Below are 17,854 nucleotides of genomic sequence, written 5' to 3' on the forward strand. Positions count from 1 at the left end.
AAGAACAATGGCGGGGCACGGCGACAAGATGCGAGGCAAGGGCAAATCGACCATCGTCTGGTTGCTGATGGGCATGCTGGTCCTGGGGCTGGGCGGCTTCGGCGTCACCAATTTCTCGGGCGGCTCGGCCGACATCGGCGCCGTGGGCGATGTCGAGATCTCGGCCCAGGACTATGCCCGCACCCTGCGCGCCGAGATGCAGGATTTTTCCGCCCGCACCGGCCGGCAGATCAGCGCCGCCGAGGCCAAGGCCATCGGCGTGGACCAGGCGGCGCTGGCGCGGCTTTACACCGCCGCGGCGCTCGAGGCCGAGGCGAACCGGCTGGGCGTCTCGGTCGGCGACCAGGCGGTGGCCGAGCAGATCACCGGCATCGCCGCCTTCCGCGGGCTGAACGGCCAGTTCGACCGCGCCATCTATGCCGATGCGCTGCGCCGCGAGGGGATACGCGAGGCCGAGTTCGAACATGACCTGCGCATGGACATGGCGCGGCTGATCCTGCAGGACGCGGCGCTGGCTGGGGTCAGCGCGCCCGAGCCGGTGGTGGCGCAGACCCAGGGCTGGCTGCTGGAGACGCGCGACATCCATTGGCGCGAACTGACGGCCGAGGATCTGCCCGCGCCGGTCGCCACCCCGGACGAGCCCACGCTGCAAGCCTGGCACAAGGCCAATGCCGACCGCTTCACCGCGCCCGAGATCCGCAGGATCACCTATGTCTGGCTGACCCCCGAGATGCTGGAGGGCGAGGTCGAGGTCGACGAGGCGGCGCTGCGCGAGCTTTACCAGGACCGGATCGAGGAGTTCCAGCAGCCCGAGCGCCGCATGGTCGAGCGGCTGGTGTTTCCGACCATGGCCGCGGCCGAGGAAGCCAGGGCGCGCATCGACCGCGGCGAGATCACCTTCGAGCAGCTGGCTGCCGAGCGCGGGCTGACGCTGGCCGACATCGACCTGGGCGAGGTGAGCCAGGCCGAGCTGGGCGCCGCGGGCGAGGCGGTCTTTGCGCTGGAAGAGCCCGGCGTCGCCGGCCCGGCCGGTTCCGACCTGGGGCCGGCGCTGTTCTCGATGAACGCGATTCTGGAGCCGCTGGACATTCCCTTCGAGGAGGCGCGCGACGACCTGCGGCTCGAGGCCGCGGTGGACCGCGCCCGCCGCCAGATCGAGGAACGCTCGGGCGAGTTCGCCGACCTGCTGGCCGGCGGCGCCGCGCTGGAGGACATGGTGCAGGACACGCCGATGCAGCTGGGCCGCATCGACTGGAGCCAGGGCGCCGAGGCCGATCCGAACGGCATCGACGCCTATCCCGAATTCCGCCAGCGCGCGGCGCAGCTGACCGAGAAGGACTTTCCCGAACTGTTTGAGACCGGCGACGGCGGCGTCTTCGCCATGCGGCTCGACGAGATCGAGCCGCCGGCGCTGATCCCCTTCGAGGAGGTGCGCGAGCGCGTGGCCGAGGACTGGGCGCGCAACGAGACCCATCGCCTGCTGCTTGCCCTGGCCGAGGAGCGCCGCGTCGAGGCCGAGGCGGCCGCCGAGACCGGCATCGAGCCGGCCCCAACGGCGGCGACCGCGCCGGTCGCCCAGGCCCTCGGCGCCGCCGCGACCGGGACCGGGACCGATAGCCCCGCTCCGGCGGCCGAGAAGCCCGCCCCCGATCCCGGCACGCCCGCGACCAACCTTGCCCGCGGCGGTTTCATCAACGGCGTGCCGCAGGACGTGGTGGCCCAGGCCTTCGAGATCGCCGAGGAAGGCGCGACCGAGGTGGTCGATGCCGAGAACCGGGTCTTCCTGGTCACGCTGGACCGGATCCACCCGGCCGAGACCGAGGGCGACGAGGCCGCGCAGATCCGCGAGGGCATCTCGGCCCGGCTGGCGGATTCGCTGCGCCAGGACGTCTTCGACTATTTCACCCGCGCGCTTCAGACGCAGGCCGGCGTGACGCTGAACCAGACCGCGGTGGATGCGGTGAACGCGCAGGTTCAGTGATGGAGATCACCCCCGATTTCGCCGGATTCGAACGCGGCTGGGCCGAGGGGCGCAACCAGCTTCTGACCATCCGGCTGGCGGCCGACCTGGACACGCCGGTCAGCCTGATGCTGAAGCTGGCCGAGGCCGCGCCCAATTCCTTCATGCTGGAAAGCGTCACCGGCGGCGAGGTTCGCGGCCGCTATTCCTTCATCGGCATGAAGCCCGACCTGATCTGGGAATGCCGCGACGGCCAAGCCCGCATCAACCGCAATGCGCGCTATTCCGACGAGTTCGCGGGCGACGACCGCCCGGCGCTGGACAGCCTGCGCGCCCTGATCGCGGAAAGCCGCATCGACATGCCGGACGGCGTCCCGGCGGGGGCGGCGGGGCTTTTCGGCTATCTCGGCTATGACATGATCCGCCTGGTCGAGCGGCTGCCCGACGTGAACCCCGATCCCCTGGGCCTGCCCGATGCGATGATGATGCGCCCCTCGGTCGTTGCGGTTCTGGACGGGGTCAAGGGCGAGGTGTTGCTTTGCGCCCCCGCCTGGCATGACGCGGACACGCCCGCCCGCGCCGCCTATGCCCAGGCCGCCGAGCGGGTGATGGAGGCGCTGCGCGCGCTGGACCGTCAGCCCAGCGAGCCGCGCGCCCTGGGCCACGACCTGAAGATCGGCGAACTGCGCAGCAACTTCAGCAAGCCCGCCTATCTGGCGGCGGTCGAGAAGGCCAAGGAATACATCCGCGCCGGCGACATCTTCCAGGTGGTGCCCTCGCAACGCTGGGCGATGGATTTCCCGCTGCCGCCCTTTGCGCTTTACCGCGCGCTGCGGCGCACCAACCCCTCGCCCTTCATGTTCTTCCTGAACTTCGGCGGCTTCCAGATCGTCGGCGCCTCGCCCGAGATCCTGGTGCGGCTGCGCGAGGGCGAGGTGACGATCCGCCCCATCGCCGGCACCCGCCCGCGCGGCGCCACGCCCGACGAGGACCGCGCGCTGGAGGCCGACCTGCTGGCCGACCAGAAGGAACTGGCCGAGCATCTGATGCTGCTGGACCTGGGCCGCAACGACGTGGGCCGGGTGGCGCGCATCGGCACGGTCCACCCGACCGAGCAGTTCACCATCGAGCGCTACAGCCATGTGATGCATATCGTCTCGAACGTGGTGGGCGAACTCAACGAGGGCGAGGATGCGCTGTCGGCGCTGCTGGCGGGGATGCCGGCGGGCACGGTCTCGGGCGCGCCCAAGGTCCGGGCGATGGAGATCATCGACGAGCTGGAGCCGGAGAAGCGCGGCGTCTATGCCGGCGGCGTGGGTTATTTCGCCGCCAATGGCGAGATGGACATGTGCATCGCCCTGCGCACTGGTGTGATCAAGGACGGGCAGCTTTACATCCAGGCCGGCGGCGGCGTGGTCTATGACAGCGACCCCGAGGCCGAGTTCATGGAAACGGTGAACAAGAGCCGCGCCCTGCGCCGCGCGGCCGAGGAAGCGGCGCGTTTCGTGCGCGGGAACGGATAGGGCGCGGCTGCCGCCGGCGGGCTCAAATCCCGCCCGCGATGCCTGGCCTGGCAAGGCAACTGGCGGACCGGCGCCGCTGCGCCGGAATAGGGCACGGTTGCTGCCGGCGTGTTCCAACCCTCCGCCCGCGATCCCTGGTGTGCCAAGGCGGCTGGCGGAGGCCGGTGGGTGGTCCGGCCGGGCAGGTGGTCGGCCCCGCTGCGCCGGAATGCGGCAGGAGCGGTCAGTCCCGCCAAAAGGGAATGTCCGTGCGGCAGTAGTTCCCCACCGCCATCCCCACGGGCAGCGAGCCGTCGCGCGGTCCCGAACCGAACGCGGACAAGCCGGCCCCTTCCGCCTTTCGCGCGGGATCGAGGGTAAAGACGATCCCCTGGCCCGCCGCGCGTGGCTTGGGTGTGGCGCGCCAGATCCGGGTCTTGCCGGGCTGGCCCAGGGCGCGCTGCGCATAATCGCCGGCGGCACACCAATAGTCGGTATCCTCGCGTCGCGGCTGGTAGGCGACCGCGATCTCGGCCGGGCCGGTCTGCGTGACGGTCATGCCGTTGCGGGCCGTGTAGGCGGCGGCCGGCATCGGCAGCAGCAACAGCGCGGCAAGCAGCATCGGTCGCATCACGGTTTCCCTTGGGACGACGGGCCGTGTCCGGTCCGCCATCCGATGATGCGCCACAAGCATGTCCGGGGCAATCCCGAAGGACCGCCCGCCCGCGCCATGCCACGCGCGATCAATCCTCGCCGCGATAGGGCTGGACGTATTGCAGCGCCATGTCCCAGGGAAAGAAGATCCAGGTGTCCTGGCTGACCTCGGTCACATAGGTCTCGACCATGGGCCGGCCCTTGGGCTTGGCATAGACGGTGGCGAAATGCGCCTTGGGATACATGGTGCGCACATGTTCCAGCGTGCGGCCCGAATCGACCAGGTCGTCCACCACCAGGATGCCGTCGCCGTCCAGCATCACCGCCGGGTCGGGGGCCTTCAGCACCGTGACCTCGCCGCGTTCCTGCCCGCCCTTGCCGCGATAGGACTTGACCGAGATCGTGTCGATCACCCGCACGTCAAGTTCGCGTGCGACGATCATCGCCGGCACCAGCCCGCCGCGGGTGATGGCCAGGATCGCGCGCCAGGGGCGATCCTCGAGCCGCCAGGCCAGCGCGCGGGCGTCGCGGTGCAGCTGGTCCCAGCTGATGTGGAATCCGCGTTCATGGGGCAGGCGATCGTTCATGCTGGCTCCTTAGTGGTTGACGATCAAAAGCAGGCCCAGCAGCGCCATGGCGATGCCGGCGGCCCGGTCGATCCAGAACTTTGCCGCAAAATAGCGCGCGCGCATGACGGCTGTCGACATCAGAACGGCGACCAGCGCATACCAGAACAGCTCGGTTGCAAGGCAGATGCCATAGATCAGCGCCTGGCGCGCGATCCCCATCGGCTCGGGAAAGACCGACAGGATCAGCGCGGCATAGAACAGCGCGGGCTTGGGATTGGAAAGATTCAGCGCGATCCCGCCCCAGAAGCCCTTGCTGGCGCCGCCCGCCGCCGGCGGCAGCGGCAGGGTCGAGGCGCGCCACAGCGCCCAGGCGAACCAGAGCAGGTAGAAGCCGCCGAAGATCTTGAGCGCGACGAACAGCGCCGGGTGCAGCCGGAACAGCACCGCGAGGCCGGCCAGGGCGAAAAGGCACCACAGCGAGGCGCCGGTGGCCAGCCCCAGCGCATAGGGCAGGGCGCGGGTGCGGCCATGCAGGAAGGCGGTCTGCACCGTGGCGATGATCGCCGGCCCCGGCGTCAGGATCGCCAGCGTCAGCGCCGAGACAAGCGCGATGACCTGTTCGGCGCTCATCGCGGGGGATCAGTCCTTTTTCGTGGTGGCGATGTCGGGGGCGTCCACGGCCTTCATGCCGACGATGTGATAGCCGGAATCGACGTGGTGCGTCTCGCCCGTCACGCCCGAGCCCAGGTCGGACAAAAGATAGACCGCCGACTTGCCGACATCGTCGATGGTGACGTTGCGGCGCAGGGGCGAGTTCAGCTCGTTCCATTTCAGGATATAGCGGAAATCGCCGATGCCGCTGGCGGCCAGCGTCTTGATCGGCCCGGCCGAGATGGCGTTGACGCGGATGCCGTCCTTACCGAAATCCTCTGCCAGGTAGCGCACCGACGCCTCCAGCGCGGCCTTGGCGACGCCCATGACGTTGTAATGCGGCATCACCCGCTCGGCCCCGTAATAGGTCAGGGTCAGCATGGCGCCGCCGTTCGGCATCATCGCGGCGGCGCGGCGCGCGACGGCGGTGAAGGAATAGACCGAGATGTCCATGGTCATCAGGAAGTTGTCGCGCGTGGTGTCGGCATAGCGGCCGCGCAACTGCTCCTTGTCGGAAAAGCCGATGGCATGGACGATGAAGTCCAGGCTGTCCCAGCGCTCCGCGATGGTCGCGAACAGCCCGTCGACCGAGGCCTCGTCGGCCACGTCGCATTCGGCCAGCAGGTCCGAGCCGATCTGCGCGGCCAGCGGCTCGACCCGGCGCTTCAACGCCTCGCCCTGATAGGAAAAGGCCAGCTCGGCACCCTGTTCGGCCAGCGCCCTGGCGATGCCCCAGGCGATGGACTTGTCGTTCGCCAGGCCCATGATGAGGCCGCGGCGACCCTTCATCAGCCCATTCCCGCCGTCACTTGACATGATGCTGCCCCTCGCGCTTCTTCGGTTTTCAGCAGGATTAGGACAAGTGCATAGAGGCATCAAGTGTCGGCAAGCAGGCAGCCATGAGCGACCGCAGCGGAATTTTCGCGGGCGACGACCCCTTTGCCATCGCCCGCAACTGGCTGGCCGAGGCCGAAAGGACCGAGCCGAACGACCCCACCGCCATGGCGCTGGCCACAGTCGACGCCGCGGGCATGCCCGATGTGCGCATGGTGCTTTTGAAGGATATCGAGGGCGCGGGAGCGGAGGGCTCCTTCGTCTTCTATACCAATCACGAAAGCGCCAAGGGCAGCCAGATCGAGGCGACCGGGGTCGCTGCCTTCGTCATGCACTGGAAGTCCCTGCGCCGGCAGATTCGCGTGCGCGGCAATGTCACCCGCGTCGAATCCGACCTGGCCGACGCCTATTACGCCTCGCGTCCCTTGCAGTCGCGCATCGGCGCCTGGGCCTCGCGGCAAAGCCGGCCGCTGGCCAGCCGCGGCGCGCTGATGGGCGATGTGGCGCGGCTGGGAATCAACCTGGGATTGAATCCACCACGCCCGCCGCATTGGGGCGGCTATCGAATCCACCCGGTCCAGATCGAGTTCTGGGCCGATGGCGCATTCCGCCTGCATGACCGTTTTCGTTGGACAAAACGAGGTTTTTCCGGCGAAAACTGCGAGGCAGAGGACAATAGTCAAGAAATTATTCAAAGTTTATGGCAAGTCTGCCGTCTTAGCCCTTGATGCGGGTTCGCGATTTATCCATGGTATGGAAAACCTGACCAATCCGGCTCCACCTTCGTTCAGACGGGATCGAGGGGCGCGGGACCGGAGTTTCGGGTGGTTTCTGGTTTTCTAACGGGTGACAGGACGACATGGAAGAAGACGACGAGCAACAGCGCAAGATTGCGGGCGTCGTGAAATGGTTCGATGGCAGCAAGGGCTTCGGTTTCCTGACCGATCCCGAGGGTGGCGCCGACATTCTTCTGCACGCCAACGTGCTGAGGAATTTCGGCCAGAGCTCGGTTGCCGAGGGCTCTCATGTGGTTGCCATCATCCAGAAGACGCCGCGCGGCATGCAGGCGGTCGAGGTGCTGGAGATCACGCCGCCCGCCAGCGAGCCGATGCCCGCCATCGCCGATCTGTGTTCGGCCACGCCGGAAGAGATCGCGCAGCTGCCGCTGCTGCCGGCGCGGGTGAAATGGTTCGACAAGGCCAAGGGCTTCGGCTTTGCCAATATCTTCGCCGAAAAGGCCGATGTGTTCCTGCATGTCGAGGTCTTGCGCCATTCCGGCTTTGCCGATCTGGCCGTGGGCGAGGCGATCGCGCTGCGCGTGGTCGATGGCCGGCGGGGGATGATGGCCGCACAAATCCTGTCCTGGGAGAAAGCCGCGATCGAGGCGCGGCAGACACAGCCGGGGGGAGCGGCCGCGCTCGCTAAATTGCGGCTGGTCGCGGGCGCGGTATGAAGTTGCGGGCCGTTTCGGTTGTTCTTGCTCTTCTTGTCATAAATCAATCACCGGCCCTTGCGGCCACCTGCCACCCCGACCGGGCGCTGTTCCAGGGTCGGGGAAAGCCGGTCGAGATCGCGGTCGAGATCGCGGACAGCGACGAGGAACGCGCGCGGGGCCTGATGTTCCGCCGCGACCTGCCGGCGGGGCAGGGCATGCTGTTCATCTACGAATCGCCGCAGCCGGTCAGCTTCTGGATGCGCAACACGCAGATCGCGCTGGACATGATCTTCATCGATGCGCGGGGCGAGGTGCGCCACGTCCATCCCATGGCCCGGCCGCTGGACGAGACGGCGATTCCCGGCGCCGCGCCCGGCGATCCCGCGCCCGAGCGGCTGATGGTGCTGGAGGTGCGCGGCGGCGACGCGGCGCGGCTGGGCATCCATCCCGGCATGGTGCTGTCGCATCCGCGCCTGCCGCAGCAGGATGCGCTGGCGCCCTGCGACTGAAGGCGCGGGCGGCGCGTCAGTTTTCCCTTTCCCCCCGCGCGGTCAGCCGCTAGACAGCGCGGCAGGTCCGGGGCGTAGCGCAGCCTGGTAGCGCGACGGTTTTGGGTACCGTAGGCCGGAGGTTCGAATCCTCTCGCCCCGACCACTTCCTGCTTTCCCGCACGGGTCCGGCAGCCGCCTCGGCGGATTCCTGCCGAAAAAGCCAGCGTGACTTTGCCGCATCAGCGCCGCTTCATGACTGGATGGGCGTCCCGTTGTTTTCAGGGCGTCACATTCGTCTGATCGAAGGTGTTTTGATGAGTATGCGAGGTTCTCATGAACGCTTGGTGGAGCGCGTCCGTCTGCATCAACCGGACACTTGGGGGACAGCAATCAGAGCCGCTTTGCTCGCGCGTCTATCGTCAGCCGCCGTCGCCCTGGCGCAGCGCCTTCATGGCGCTGATGGACTGCATCTTTTCCGAAACGGCCCATTGCGAGACCATCCATAGCCGCTGGCGCGACCGCCGCGGTGCCTAGCTTTTGGCGGCAAGCTGCCGCTCCAGCTGCTCCAGCGCGGCGATGGTGGCGTCGTAACTGTTGCCGGCCTTGGGAAAGCGCGCCTTGCGGCCGCGATAGAAGGCCAGCCATTTCGGCAGTTCCTCCAGCGGATAGGTGGCCGACCAGATCTTGCCGGTCAGCGTAAAGGTGGATTCGTCATGCGTCACTTTCATGCCCGCCCTTTTGCGGCCCCGCGCCCGCCGCTTCAAGATCCCGGCCGCGCTGGCGGCCGGACGGGCAAAATAATGCACCGGAAAGTTCGGGAAACGCCTGCCGCCCCTTGTTCTTTTCCCGTCCCGACCCTAGAAGGCCCCCCTGAAAACTGGTGATGCTGGGGGCAAGGGAATGCCGCTTCTGGTGATGAAATTCGGCGGCACCTCGGTTGCCGACCTGGACCGCATCAAGAACGCAGCGCTGAAGGTTCAGCGCGAGGTCGAGCGTGGCTATGACGTGATCGTCATCGTCAGCGCCATGTCGGGCAAGACGAACGAGCTGGTCGGCTGGGTCGAGGCGACCTCGCCGCTGTTCGACGCGCGCGAATACGACGCCGTCGTCGCCTCGGGCGAGAATGTCACCGCCGGGCTGATGGCGCTGACCCTGCAGGAGCTGGGCGTGCCCGCGCGCAGCTGGCAGGGCTGGCAGGTGCCGATCAACACCACCTCGCAGCATTCGGCGGCGCGCTTCGTCAGCATCCCGCGCCAGAACATCGACCAGAAATTCGCCGAGGGCATGCGCGTGGCCGTGGTCGCGGGCTTCCAGGGGCTTGGCACCGACAACCGCATCACCACCCTGGGCCGGGGCGGCTCGGACACCACCGCCGTCGCCTTCGCCGCCGCCTTCGGGGCCGAGCGCTGCGACATCTATACCGACGTGGACGGGGTCTATACCACCGATCCGCGCATCACCTCCAAGGCGCGCAAGCTGAAGAAGATCGCTTTCGAGGAGATGCTGGAACTGGCCAGCCTGGGGGCCAAGGTTCTGCAAACCCGCTCGGTCGAGCTGGCGATGCGCTACAAGGTCCGCCTGCGGGTGCTGTCCTCGTTCGAGGAAACCGACGAGAACAGCGGCACCCTGGTCTGCGATGAGGATGAAATCATGGAATCGAAAGTCGTCAACGGCGTCGCCTATTCCCGCGAAGAGGCCAAGATCACCCTGGTCACGGTCGAGGACCGCCCCGGCATCTCGGCCGCGATCTTCGCGCCCCTGGCCGAGGCCGGCGTGAACGTGGACATGATCGTCCAGAACATCTCGGAAAAGGATTACGAGGATCACCCCGGCTCGGTGACCGACATGACCTTTTCCTGCCCGGTGAACCAGGTCGCCCGCGCCCGCAAGGCGATGGAGGATGCCAAGGCCGCCGGCCATATCGCCTATGACGACCTGGTCGTGGACACCGAGGTCGCCAAGGTCTCGGTCGTGGGCATCGGCATGCGCAGCCATGCCGGGGTCGCCGCGCGCATGTTCAAGGCGCTGGCCGATGAAAACATCAACATCAAGGTGATCTCCACCAGCGAGATCAAGATTTCGGTGCTGATCGACCGCAAGTATATGGAACTGGCGGTTCAGGCGCTGCATGATGCCTTCGAACTGGAAAAGCCCTGAATCCGGGCCGATAGGCTGAAGCGGGAGGATTATGCCCGAACGCAAGGACAGCGACTCGCGCAAGCTGCTGCGGCGGCTGCGCGAAACCTTGGCCGCCCCAGGGGGCGGCCAGGACCGTCTGGACCAGATCACCCATCACATCGCCGATTCGATGGGGACCGAGGTCTGCTCGATCTATCTTTTCCGCGACCCCGCCACGCTGGAGCTTTGCGCCACCGAGGGTCTGAAGCCCGAATCGGTCCACAAGACCCGGCTGCGCCTGGGTGAGGGGCTCGTCGGCCGCGTCGCCCGCTCGGGCCGGCACGTGAACACCGCCAATGCCCCGGCCGAGCCCGGTTTCCGCTACATGCCCGAGACCGGCGAAGAGGTCTATTCCAGCTTCCTGGGCGTGCCGATCCAGCGCGTGGGCGAGCGGCTGGGCGTCCTGGTGGTGCAGTCCCGCGATGCCCGCCAGTTCAACGAGGACGAGGTCTACGGCCTGGAGGTCGTCGCCATGGTGCTGGCCGAGATGGCCGAGCTGGGCGCCTTCCTGGGCTCGCAGGCGGACAGCCTGCCGCTCCAGCACCGCTTTCCGGTCATGTTCCGCGGCTCGACCGCGCAGGAGGGCGCGGCCGAGGGCCGTGTCTGGCTGCACGAGCCGCGCGTCGTGGTCACGAACCCGGTCGCCGACGATCCGCTGAAGGAAAAGGCCCGGTTGATCGAGGCGGTGGCCATGCTGCGCACCACGGTCGATTCCATGCTGGCCGCCTCGGACATGGGCTCGGGCGATTCGGCCGAGGTCATGGAAACCTATCGCATGTTCGCCCATTCCCGCAGCTGGCTGCGGCGGATGGAAGAGGCGATCGAGCTGGGCCTTTCGGCCGAGGCGGCGGTGGAAAAGGAACAAAGCCAGGCCCGTGCCCGGCTGGAAAGCGCCGCCGATCCCTATCTGCGCGACCGGCTGCACGATCTGGACGACCTGTCGAACCGGCTCTTGCGCATCCTGACCGGGCAGGGCCGCGACACCGGGGCCGAGATGCCCGACGACCCGATCCTGGTCGCCCGCAACATCGGCCCGGCCGAGTTGCTGGATTACGGCCGGCGCCTCAGGGGCGTGGTGCTGGAAGAGGGCTCGGTCGGCAGCCATGCCGCCATCGTGGCGCGGGCGCTGGCGATCCCGCTGGTGATCCATGCCGAGCGCGTCACCTCCGAGGCGCTGAACGGCGACCTGATCCTGGTGGACGGCGACATGGGCACCGTGCATCTGCGCCCCGAGGAATCGGTCGCCAAGGCGTTCCGCGACAAGATGGCGATGCAGGCCGAGGCGCAAAAGCGCTATGCCGGGCTGCGCGACCTGCCCGCCACCGCGAAATGCGGCACGACGATCCAGCTTTACATGAATGCCGGGCTGATGGCCGACCTGCCCAGCCTGGAAAGCTCGGGCGCCGAGGGGGTGGGGCTGTTCCGCACCGAGTTGCAGTTCCTGACCCGCACCCGCGTCCCCCGCCGGGGCGAGCTGGCGGCGCTTTACGCGCATGTGCTGGACAATGCCCATGGCAAGCCGGTGATGTTCCGCACGCTGGACATCGGTTCGGACAAGGTGCTGCCCTACATGAAGCCGCAGGACGAGCCGAACCCGGCCATGGGCTGGCGGGCGATCCGCGTGGGCCTCGACAAGCGCGGCGTGTTGCGGATGCAGCTCCAGGCGCTGATCCGCGCCGCGGTGGGGCGGCCGCTTTACGTCATGTTCCCCTTCATCACCGAGATGGGCGAGTTCGAAGAGGCGCACAAGCTGTTGATGGAGCAGCTGGCGCGCGAGCAGCGGCTCGGCCATGCCATGCCCTCGGACATCCGCGTCGGCGCGATGCTCGAGACGCCCTCGCTGGCCTTCGCGCCGAAGAAGTTCTTCGAGATGTGCGATTTCATCTCGGTCGGCGGCAACGACCTCAAGCAGTTCTTCTTTGCCGCCGACCGCGAGAACGAGCGGGTGCGGCGGCGCTATGACACGCTGAACAGCTCGTTCATCTCGCTGCTCGACCAGATCGTGAGGCGCTGCGACGAGGCGCGGGTGCCGGTGTCGTTCTGCGGCGAGGATGCCGGCCGCCCGATCGAGGCGGTGACGCTGGCGGCGCTGGGTTTCCGGCGGCTGTCGATGCGCCCGGCCTCGATCGGGCCGGTCAAGCACCTGATCCGGCGCGTGGACCTGGGCGAACTGAAGCGGCTGATCGACGACGCCCGCACCCTGGGCGAGACGAACCTGCGCCGCTGCATCACCGACTGGCTGGCGCGGCAGTAGCCGGCCCGCCGGCTGCGCCGTATCGCGGTCGGAGGGCCGTCGCAGGCCACCGCCGCGGCGCTGCCTGCGCCGAATCGCGATGCCGCAAGGCCGGCCAGGTTTTCGGCGCCCATGGTCTTGCCGTGGCACCACAGGGAGCCACGGTCCATCGCGACGTCCCGGACCCTGCACCGGCGCGCCCGCCGGACATGTCCGCGCTTTCAAGCGTTTTCGGCAGCCGCGGTCGGTGGGCGCCATGCCGCGCCCTCTTTCGACCGCAAGCACGAACCGGCCGGGCGCCCGGCTTTGGCCGAAGCGCGGGACGCCGATTTACTGCTGCGTGCCCGCCTGCACAGGTCAAGCCTCGAAAGACAAGGCCGCCCAAGAGGGGCAATGATGTCTGGAAATTCAATGGCGGACCCGGAGCGATTCGAACGCCCGACCCCCAGATTCGTAGTCTGACTGAATCCTTTGTTTCTAAAGCACTTTTTCTGCAACTGCCGCAGAAAGTGTCTCTTTCGGATCAATCGTTTACGATTCCCGTGCAAACCGGAGTGGGTGATTCGTATTCGTCGTTTTTCGACGGGGCGTGGCGATGAGCTACCACGTTGAAAGCCTCTGCGACTGCCGCAAGTTCGGCAGCGCAGCGCGGAAGCAGATCGCCATGTATTTGGCCAACAAGGCAAGCGATGACGGTTCAGGGATCTGGTGTTCCAAACACACGATGGCGCGACATACCGAGTTGAGCCTCGCCACGGTAAAGCGCACCATTCGCGAGTTCTTGGCCGAAGGAATCCTCGTCGAAACTGGTGAACAGCGTCCCTGCGATCATGGTCATACGGTGGTTTACCGAATGGTACTGGAAGTCGTGGCGAGCCTGGAGCTTCTTGGCCCCGTCAGACCAGCGCAACCAACGGGGGTCACAGTGAACCCGGTTCAGCCCGTACCCCCGAGAGGGGTCAGGGTGACCCCCCGACCGGGTTCACCACGACCCCCAAACCATCCCAGGAACCACCCTGTGAATCCCCCTACGCGCACAAGCGCGCGAGTGGAGGATGCTGAAAAACTGGATGTGCTTTGGGAGGCCTATCCCGAGGATCGACGCCGCGACAAAGTAACAACGCTTCATCGGGCGGCTGAAGCTTTGATTGAGGCTTCGGCTGGTGAGTTGCTTGCTGCCGTGAAATGCTACTCCGCCGAGACTGCTGGCTTTACCCGGTCAAAGGTCAGCTTTTCGGACAACTGGTTCCGCCTTGGCAGATGGCGCCCATATGTCGCGGCTCTGCGCGCTCAGGATGCGACGAACGCCAAACTTGCGGCAGCGTCCCTTTCAAGAGCCGCTGAGTGGATCAAGTCGCAGCACAGCCTATGCCGGCATCTCTCCGCCAGGCAGGTGCGTGACGCAGTTTCTCTCGGGCTGGTGAGCGCCGTCGAAGCGGCGCAGGCAGGTTTTGGACCAGATGGCCGCCATATCTGATCGCAGCGGGAAATCCATCTTCGCGCACAAGCAAACCTATTCGCGCAAGGGCAACAGCAAGAGTCGGTCGGTCAGCGATATCGCTGATGAGGCGGAGCGGCTGGACGGGGCTTGCCCGCATGTTGGGAATCCGCAGCCGCCCACCATCCTGGAAGGCATCCTGCCCTCGGAGGTGGTTGCGTTGATCGAGCAGCGTATCGCCGAGCAGAACAAGCAGTTGCGTCGGTTGCGCAAGGAGCAGCCGGATCGAAAGGACGCCTTGCGGACCATCCGCTCGGACACGCATGTGCTGATCGGCAGCGTTTTCAGTTTCCCCGATCCGGTCGAGGACATGGACGAGGCCGATTATCTGCGCTGGCGCAGGGACGTGATCGCCTTCGCCAGGGACGATGCCGTGCGAAACGGCGCCGAGGTGCTGAGCATCGTTGAGCATCTCGACGAAGCCCACCCGCATGTGCATGTGCTGGCCGTGCCCCTATGTGCAGATGGTAATATGCGCATGGACGCCAAGCGCTGCCACGAGGGCCATCGCGAGCAGGACCGGCATGCGGCGCAGCATTGGTCCGGCTCGCCATCGCGCAGCTACAAGCAGGCGATGCGCGACTGGCAGGACCGCTATCACGCCGAGGTCGGCGCGAAGCATGGTCAAGCCCGTACGGGGCCGCGCCGCCGCCGTCTGGACCGGGCGGCGTGGAAGGCCGAACAGGAACGGCTGAAGGCGCAGAAGGCGGCAGAGATCGCGACTGAGCGAGCCGCAGAAGCCCGCCGTCTCGCCGACGAGGAGGAGCGCCGCCTCAGCGCGGTCTCGTGGGACACGGTCGCCAGACGGCTTCGGGAGGCCGAGGCGGTGCATGCCATCGCCACCGGCGGGCTGATTGCCGCCATCCGGCAGGTCGATCCTGATCCGGTGCTGCTGGAGCGGCTGGAGACCCCCGGACAGATGGGCAGCTGGACGAACCACGACGCGGATCGCAACCGCGAGATGTCCCTCGCGCTGGCGCCTGTGCTCAGCGACGGGTTGGAAGCCTTGCGCCAGCCACCGGCAGGACCGGGGTTGTTCGAAGGGCTCTCCGGTTTCCTGCGCGGCTTGGCTGGCTGGGTCAATCGCCTCGCAGATGCCAGTCCGCGCTGGCTGAAATGGCCGGAGACCGTGGCCTATGTGGCGCAAGGGGCGAAGCAGGCGTTCGGCACGACATACTCGGCCTCGACCCTAGCCGGGGTCATCGAAGCCTCGCCGGTATGGCAGTTCTTCACCCGTGAGGCACAAGCGCGGCTGGATCAGGCACGCGCGGTGCAGGCTCTGGCGCATCCGCGCGACTCTCGGCCAGATGCTTCATCGCAGAGGGGCGTATGACAACATGCGCCTATACCAATATGCACATCCGGCGGCGGAGAGCCGACAATTGCGATTGATACGATTTCTTGGTAATATTCGGTATCAACGCACAGGAGGCCCGCATGTCCCGCAACACTTCGGTTTCGCTCGGCGATCACTTCGTCAGCTTCATCGACGCGCAGGTGAAGGGCGGCCGCTATGGCTCGGCGAGCGACGTGGTGCGGGCGGGGCTGCGGCTACTGGAGGAACATGAGGCCAAGGTAAAGGCCCTCCAGGACGCCCTGATCGCCGGAGAGGACTCCGGCCGGGCGGAAGGCTTCGACCTCGACCGGTTCATTGCTCGCAAGATGGCCGGTCGCAACGCATGAAGGCACTGGCCTTCACCGTCGCGGCAACGGTCGATCTGGAGGATATCTGCAATTATACGGAAGTCGAATGGTGGCCTCGGGGCCGAGGTCACGCACGGCATCTGTGACGGGACATGCGCCGATGAGCGGATTGCAATATTGGCATATGCGTCTGTGGGCATGGAGGGCTTGGCGATGACCTATCGGCTCAGCGAATATCCGGTCCTGGCGCGGCTCGCGGCCGGCAGAACCATGGCTACGCGGCTTGACGTCCGCGCCTGCCGCCGGCTCTACGCGCTGGCGACGGCCGACGATCTGGGCGCGATGGGGCCGAAAGAGCGCGGGTTTTACGACAGCTTGGCCACGAGCGAGCCGGTGCCGGGCTCCGGCGGGCCGATTGCAGCGATTCAGGCGCAGGTCAGGGCCGATGGTTTCCGGCGCATTGCCGACGAAAAGGCCTTCCTGGACGATCTGTCCGGCGAGCCGGACATGATCCCCGGTCCCTTCAGGGTGAAATGCCTGCTTTGCAATAGCGTCGCTGAGAGCTGGCATCGGGACTTTCCTGCTCCTGCAAAGGCAAGGATCGGCGTGGCCAGTTGTGCATGCGGGAATGTCAGTGCCGATTCGATGGGGTTTCTCGGCTATGGGCGCATCCTGTCGTGCCAACCCGATAGTTTCGAGGTCCTGGATCTTGCCTGATCCGGGCGGTGCAAAGCTGTCCTGCGCCGGCTGCAGGCCGTAGCCCAGAGTGGCCTACTTTTTGCGATTTCGCCAAATATTAGTGACCGACTATTATTTTGCGGGGCCCGGTGCAAAGCACCACCCGCAAAATGTCGGACCAGGCGCTGCGCCCCGGTACCCCGCTTTCTCCGCCCAGGAAGAAGATCGATCCCCGACGCCGCCCGATGGGCGGCCGCATTGCTTACGGATGAAGCGCCAGCAGATCCTGCCCGAACTGGTGCAGCGACATGACCTCGATGCCGTTCGGCAGCGGGAAAGCCTCGTCCCCCGGATAAACCACGATCCGCCGCGCAGGTTGCAGGTCTTCGCAGGCCGAGTGAAAGCCGCGCTCGACCTTCGGCGCCAGATTGCGCTTGACCTCGACGGCCCAGACCGCGCCGCCCGGCAGGGTCAGCACCAGATCGACCTCGGCCCCCGCACCGCTGCGATAGAACTGGGCCTGCGTCCCATCCGGCATCAGGGCATGGGCGGTCTCGATGATCAGACCTTCCCAACTGGCGCCCGCGACGGGGTGGCCGAGAACGTCGTCCAGCGTCGTCAGTCCCAGCAGGGCATGCAGGATGCCGGTGTCGCGCGCATAGATGCGCGGGGACTTGACCAGCCGCTTGCCGATATTCGCGTGCCAGGGCTCCAGCCGGCGCACCAGCATCAGATCGACCAGCAGGTCGAGATAGGAGGCGACGGTCTTGGCATCGACCCCGAGCGCGCGGGCAAGCTCGGCGGCGTTCGACAGGCCGGACTGCCGATGCGCCAGCATGGTCCAGAAGCGCCGCAGCGTCTCGGCCGCGATGCGGGGGCCGAGTGCGGGAATGTCGCGTTCCAGATAGGTGCGGATGAAGTCGCGCCGCCAGCGCAGGCTGGCCTGATCGTCGCGGGCGAGGAAGCTGTCGGGAAAGCCGCCGCGCAGCCAGAGCCGATCCAGATCGGCGGCGGGAACCTCCAGCGCATCAAGGGGAGCAAGCTCGGCATAGGCGATCCGGCCCGCCAGCGTCTCACCCGACTGCCGCAGCAGGTCGATGGAGGCCGAGCCGAGCAGCAGGAAGCGCCCCGCCCGCAGCCCCTTGCGCCGTCCCCGGTCGATCAGGCCGCGCAGGTTCTGGAACAGGTCCGGCACCCGCTGGACCTCATCAAGGATGACCAGCTTGTCCTCATGCGCCGAAAGGTAGAGCTCGGGATCGGAGAGCTTCGCCTGGTCGGCGCTGGATTCGAGGTCGAGATAGAGCGACGGCCGCTCTTCCCCCAGTTCTTGGGCCAGCGTGGTCTTGCCGACCTGGCGCGGCCCCAGCAGGGCAACGGCGGGACTGTCGTCCAGCAGGGACTTCACGGTGTCGGTGATGCGGCGCTCGATCAACATCCTTGCAATTATGGAGATTGATTCCCGATTTGCAAGGTTAATAGGGGGATATTTCCATTTGCTGTCGGGCTGACTTCAATGAGTCCAGTTGT

General features: G+C 66.7%; 17 protein-coding genes and 1 tRNA gene. 12 read left to right on the plus strand and 6 right to left on the minus strand.

The annotated features are described in order from the left end of the window. Nucleotides 1–28 precede the first annotated feature (28 nt). Complete coding sequence (locus E3U26_RS11545) at nt 29–1,981, plus strand: peptidylprolyl isomerase (RefSeq protein WP_499104899.1); 1,953 nt, start codon at nt 29–31, stop codon at nt 1,979–1,981. Then, nucleotides 1,981–3,483, plus strand: coding sequence for an anthranilate synthase component I (trpE, locus tag E3U26_RS11550; protein WP_072461578.1), 1,503 nt, complete (start codon nt 1,981–1,983; stop codon nt 3,481–3,483). Before E3U26_RS11545 ends, trpE begins: the two co-directional genes overlap by 1 nt. Nucleotides 3,484–3,706: 223 nt before the next feature. Here the strand turns inward: trpE and E3U26_RS11555 are convergent, their stop codons facing one another. The 4 genes from E3U26_RS11555 to fabI all read right to left on the minus strand — a co-directional run bounded on the left by E3U26_RS11555 (nt 3,707) and on the right by fabI (nt 6,152). Continuing rightward, entirely contained in the window at nt 3,707–4,093 is a 387-nt protein-coding gene (locus E3U26_RS11555) for a hypothetical protein (RefSeq protein WP_499104900.1), read from the minus strand. Nucleotides 4,094–4,205: 112 nt separating this feature from the next. Beyond that, nucleotides 4,206–4,703: a xanthine phosphoribosyltransferase gene (gene gpt, locus E3U26_RS11560; RefSeq protein ID WP_036751800.1), complete on the minus strand. Its 498-nt coding sequence runs from the start codon at nt 4,701–4,703 to the stop codon at nt 4,206–4,208. Nucleotides 4,704–4,712: 9 nt separating this feature from the next. After that, nucleotides 4,713–5,315 carry a LysE family translocator gene (locus tag E3U26_RS11565; protein ID WP_499104902.1) on the minus strand — a complete coding sequence of 201 codons (603 nt, stop codon included), beginning with the start codon at nt 5,313–5,315 and terminating at the stop codon, nt 4,713–4,715. A gap of 9 nt (nt 5,316–5,324) precedes the next feature. Further along, a complete protein-coding gene (gene fabI / locus E3U26_RS11570; protein ID WP_036751796.1) occupies nt 5,325–6,152 on the minus strand; it encodes an enoyl-ACP reductase FabI in 828 nt (275 codons plus the stop codon). 83 nt (nt 6,153–6,235) lie between these two features. Here fabI and pdxH point away from each other — a divergent pair, with 83 nt between their 5' ends. The 4 genes from pdxH to E3U26_RS11590 all read left to right on the plus strand — a co-directional run bounded on the left by pdxH (nt 6,236) and on the right by E3U26_RS11590 (nt 8,259). Then, nucleotides 6,236–6,898 (plus strand): pyridoxamine 5'-phosphate oxidase, encoded by a 663-nt coding sequence (gene pdxH, locus E3U26_RS11575; RefSeq protein WP_449044988.1) that lies wholly within the window; start codon nt 6,236–6,238, stop codon nt 6,896–6,898. Nucleotides 6,899–7,029: 131 nt separating this feature from the next. Beyond that, nucleotides 7,030–7,623, plus strand: a complete 594-nt coding sequence (locus tag E3U26_RS11580) for a cold-shock protein (protein ID WP_024844983.1) — start codon at nt 7,030–7,032, stop codon at nt 7,621–7,623. Further along, the gene (locus E3U26_RS11585) at nt 7,620–8,114 is read left to right on the plus strand and encodes a DUF192 domain-containing protein (RefSeq protein WP_036751792.1); all 495 of its coding nucleotides are present in this window, start codon (nt 7,620–7,622) and stop codon (nt 8,112–8,114) included. Before E3U26_RS11580 ends, E3U26_RS11585 begins: the two co-directional genes overlap by 4 nt. 68 nt (nt 8,115–8,182) lie before the next feature. Then, nucleotides 8,183–8,259 (plus strand) — tRNA-Pro (locus E3U26_RS11590). 367 nt (nt 8,260–8,626) lie between these two features. On the opposite strand, the gene E3U26_RS11595 is transcribed toward E3U26_RS11590, so the two are convergent. After that, nucleotides 8,627–8,824: a hypothetical protein gene (locus E3U26_RS11595; protein WP_036751852.1), complete on the minus strand. Its 198-nt coding sequence runs from the start codon at nt 8,822–8,824 to the stop codon at nt 8,627–8,629. A gap of 172 nt (nt 8,825–8,996) precedes the next feature. Here E3U26_RS11595 and E3U26_RS11600 point away from each other — a divergent pair, with 172 nt between their 5' ends. The 6 genes from E3U26_RS11600 (at nt 8,997) to E3U26_RS11625 (ending at nt 16,366) form a co-directional block, all read left to right on the plus strand. After that, on the plus strand, nt 8,997–10,253 hold the full coding sequence (locus E3U26_RS11600) for an aspartate kinase (RefSeq protein WP_036751790.1): 1,257 nt from the start codon (nt 8,997–8,999) through the stop codon (nt 10,251–10,253). Nucleotides 10,254–10,284: 31 nt separating this feature from the next. After that, complete coding sequence (ptsP, locus tag E3U26_RS11605) at nt 10,285–12,528, plus strand: phosphoenolpyruvate--protein phosphotransferase (protein ID WP_036751788.1); 2,244 nt, start codon at nt 10,285–10,287, stop codon at nt 12,526–12,528. Between the two features lie 574 nt (nt 12,529–13,102). Next, on the plus strand, nt 13,103–13,984 hold the full coding sequence (locus E3U26_RS11610) for a hypothetical protein (protein ID WP_243785961.1): 882 nt from the start codon (nt 13,103–13,105) through the stop codon (nt 13,982–13,984). Then, complete coding sequence (locus E3U26_RS11615; protein ID WP_499105797.1) at nt 13,968–15,338, plus strand: plasmid recombination protein; 1,371 nt, start codon at nt 13,968–13,970, stop codon at nt 15,336–15,338. The genes E3U26_RS11610 and E3U26_RS11615 overlap by 17 nt, the downstream gene beginning before the upstream one ends. A gap of 104 nt (nt 15,339–15,442) precedes the next feature. Beyond that, nucleotides 15,443–15,688, plus strand: a complete 246-nt coding sequence (locus E3U26_RS11620; RefSeq protein WP_028712146.1) for a type II toxin-antitoxin system ParD family antitoxin — start codon at nt 15,443–15,445, stop codon at nt 15,686–15,688. 174 nt (nt 15,689–15,862) lie between these two features. Then, nucleotides 15,863–16,366 (plus strand): hypothetical protein, encoded by a 504-nt coding sequence (locus tag E3U26_RS11625; protein ID WP_156929432.1) that lies wholly within the window; start codon nt 15,863–15,865, stop codon nt 16,364–16,366. A gap of 223 nt (nt 16,367–16,589) precedes the next feature. Here E3U26_RS11625 and E3U26_RS11630 read toward each other — a convergent pair whose 3' ends face one another. After that, a complete protein-coding gene (locus tag E3U26_RS11630) occupies nt 16,590–17,762 on the minus strand; it encodes an ATP-binding protein (protein WP_499104904.1) in 1,173 nt (390 codons plus the stop codon). Nucleotides 17,763–17,854 lie beyond the last annotated feature (92 nt).

Origin of the sequence: Paracoccus ferrooxidans, from assembly GCF_029909815.1 — a bacterium.
Lineage (GTDB): Bacteria > Pseudomonadota > Alphaproteobacteria > Rhodobacterales > Rhodobacteraceae > Paracoccus > Paracoccus versutus.

Coding starts and splice junctions, on each gene's coding strand:
- E3U26_RS11595 (WP_036751852.1), bottom strand. CDS start 8,824: ATGAAAGTGACGCATGACGAATCCACCTTTACGCTGACCGGCAAGATC.
- E3U26_RS11565 (WP_499104902.1), bottom strand. CDS start 5,315: ATGAGCGCCGAACAGGTCATCGCGCTTGTCTCGGCGCTGACGCTGGCG.
- E3U26_RS11545 (WP_499104899.1), top strand. CDS start 29: ATGCGAGGCAAGGGCAAATCGACCATCGTCTGGTTGCTGATGGGCATG.
- E3U26_RS11600 (WP_036751790.1), top strand. CDS start 8,997: ATGCCGCTTCTGGTGATGAAATTCGGCGGCACCTCGGTTGCCGACCTG.
- fabI (WP_036751796.1), bottom strand. CDS start 6,152: ATGTCAAGTGACGGCGGGAATGGGCTGATGAAGGGTCGCCGCGGCCTC.
- E3U26_RS11630 (WP_499104904.1), bottom strand. CDS start 17,762: ATGTTGATCGAGCGCCGCATCACCGACACCGTGAAGTCCCTGCTGGAC.
- E3U26_RS11585 (WP_036751792.1), top strand. CDS start 7,620: ATGAAGTTGCGGGCCGTTTCGGTTGTTCTTGCTCTTCTTGTCATAAAT.
- E3U26_RS11610 (WP_243785961.1), top strand. CDS start 13,103: ATGAGCTACCACGTTGAAAGCCTCTGCGACTGCCGCAAGTTCGGCAGC.
- E3U26_RS11620 (WP_028712146.1), top strand. CDS start 15,443: ATGTCCCGCAACACTTCGGTTTCGCTCGGCGATCACTTCGTCAGCTTC.
- trpE (WP_072461578.1), top strand. CDS start 1,981: ATGGAGATCACCCCCGATTTCGCCGGATTCGAACGCGGCTGGGCCGAG.
- E3U26_RS11580 (WP_024844983.1), top strand. CDS start 7,030: ATGGAAGAAGACGACGAGCAACAGCGCAAGATTGCGGGCGTCGTGAAA.
- E3U26_RS11625 (WP_156929432.1), top strand. CDS start 15,863: ATGACCTATCGGCTCAGCGAATATCCGGTCCTGGCGCGGCTCGCGGCC.
- pdxH (WP_449044988.1), top strand. CDS start 6,236: ATGAGCGACCGCAGCGGAATTTTCGCGGGCGACGACCCCTTTGCCATC.
- E3U26_RS11615 (WP_499105797.1), top strand. CDS start 13,968: ATGGCCGCCATATCTGATCGCAGCGGGAAATCCATCTTCGCGCACAAG.
- gpt (WP_036751800.1), bottom strand. CDS start 4,703: ATGAACGATCGCCTGCCCCATGAACGCGGATTCCACATCAGCTGGGAC.
- E3U26_RS11555 (WP_499104900.1), bottom strand. CDS start 4,093: ATGCGACCGATGCTGCTTGCCGCGCTGTTGCTGCTGCCGATGCCGGCC.
- ptsP (WP_036751788.1), top strand. CDS start 10,285: ATGCCCGAACGCAAGGACAGCGACTCGCGCAAGCTGCTGCGGCGGCTG.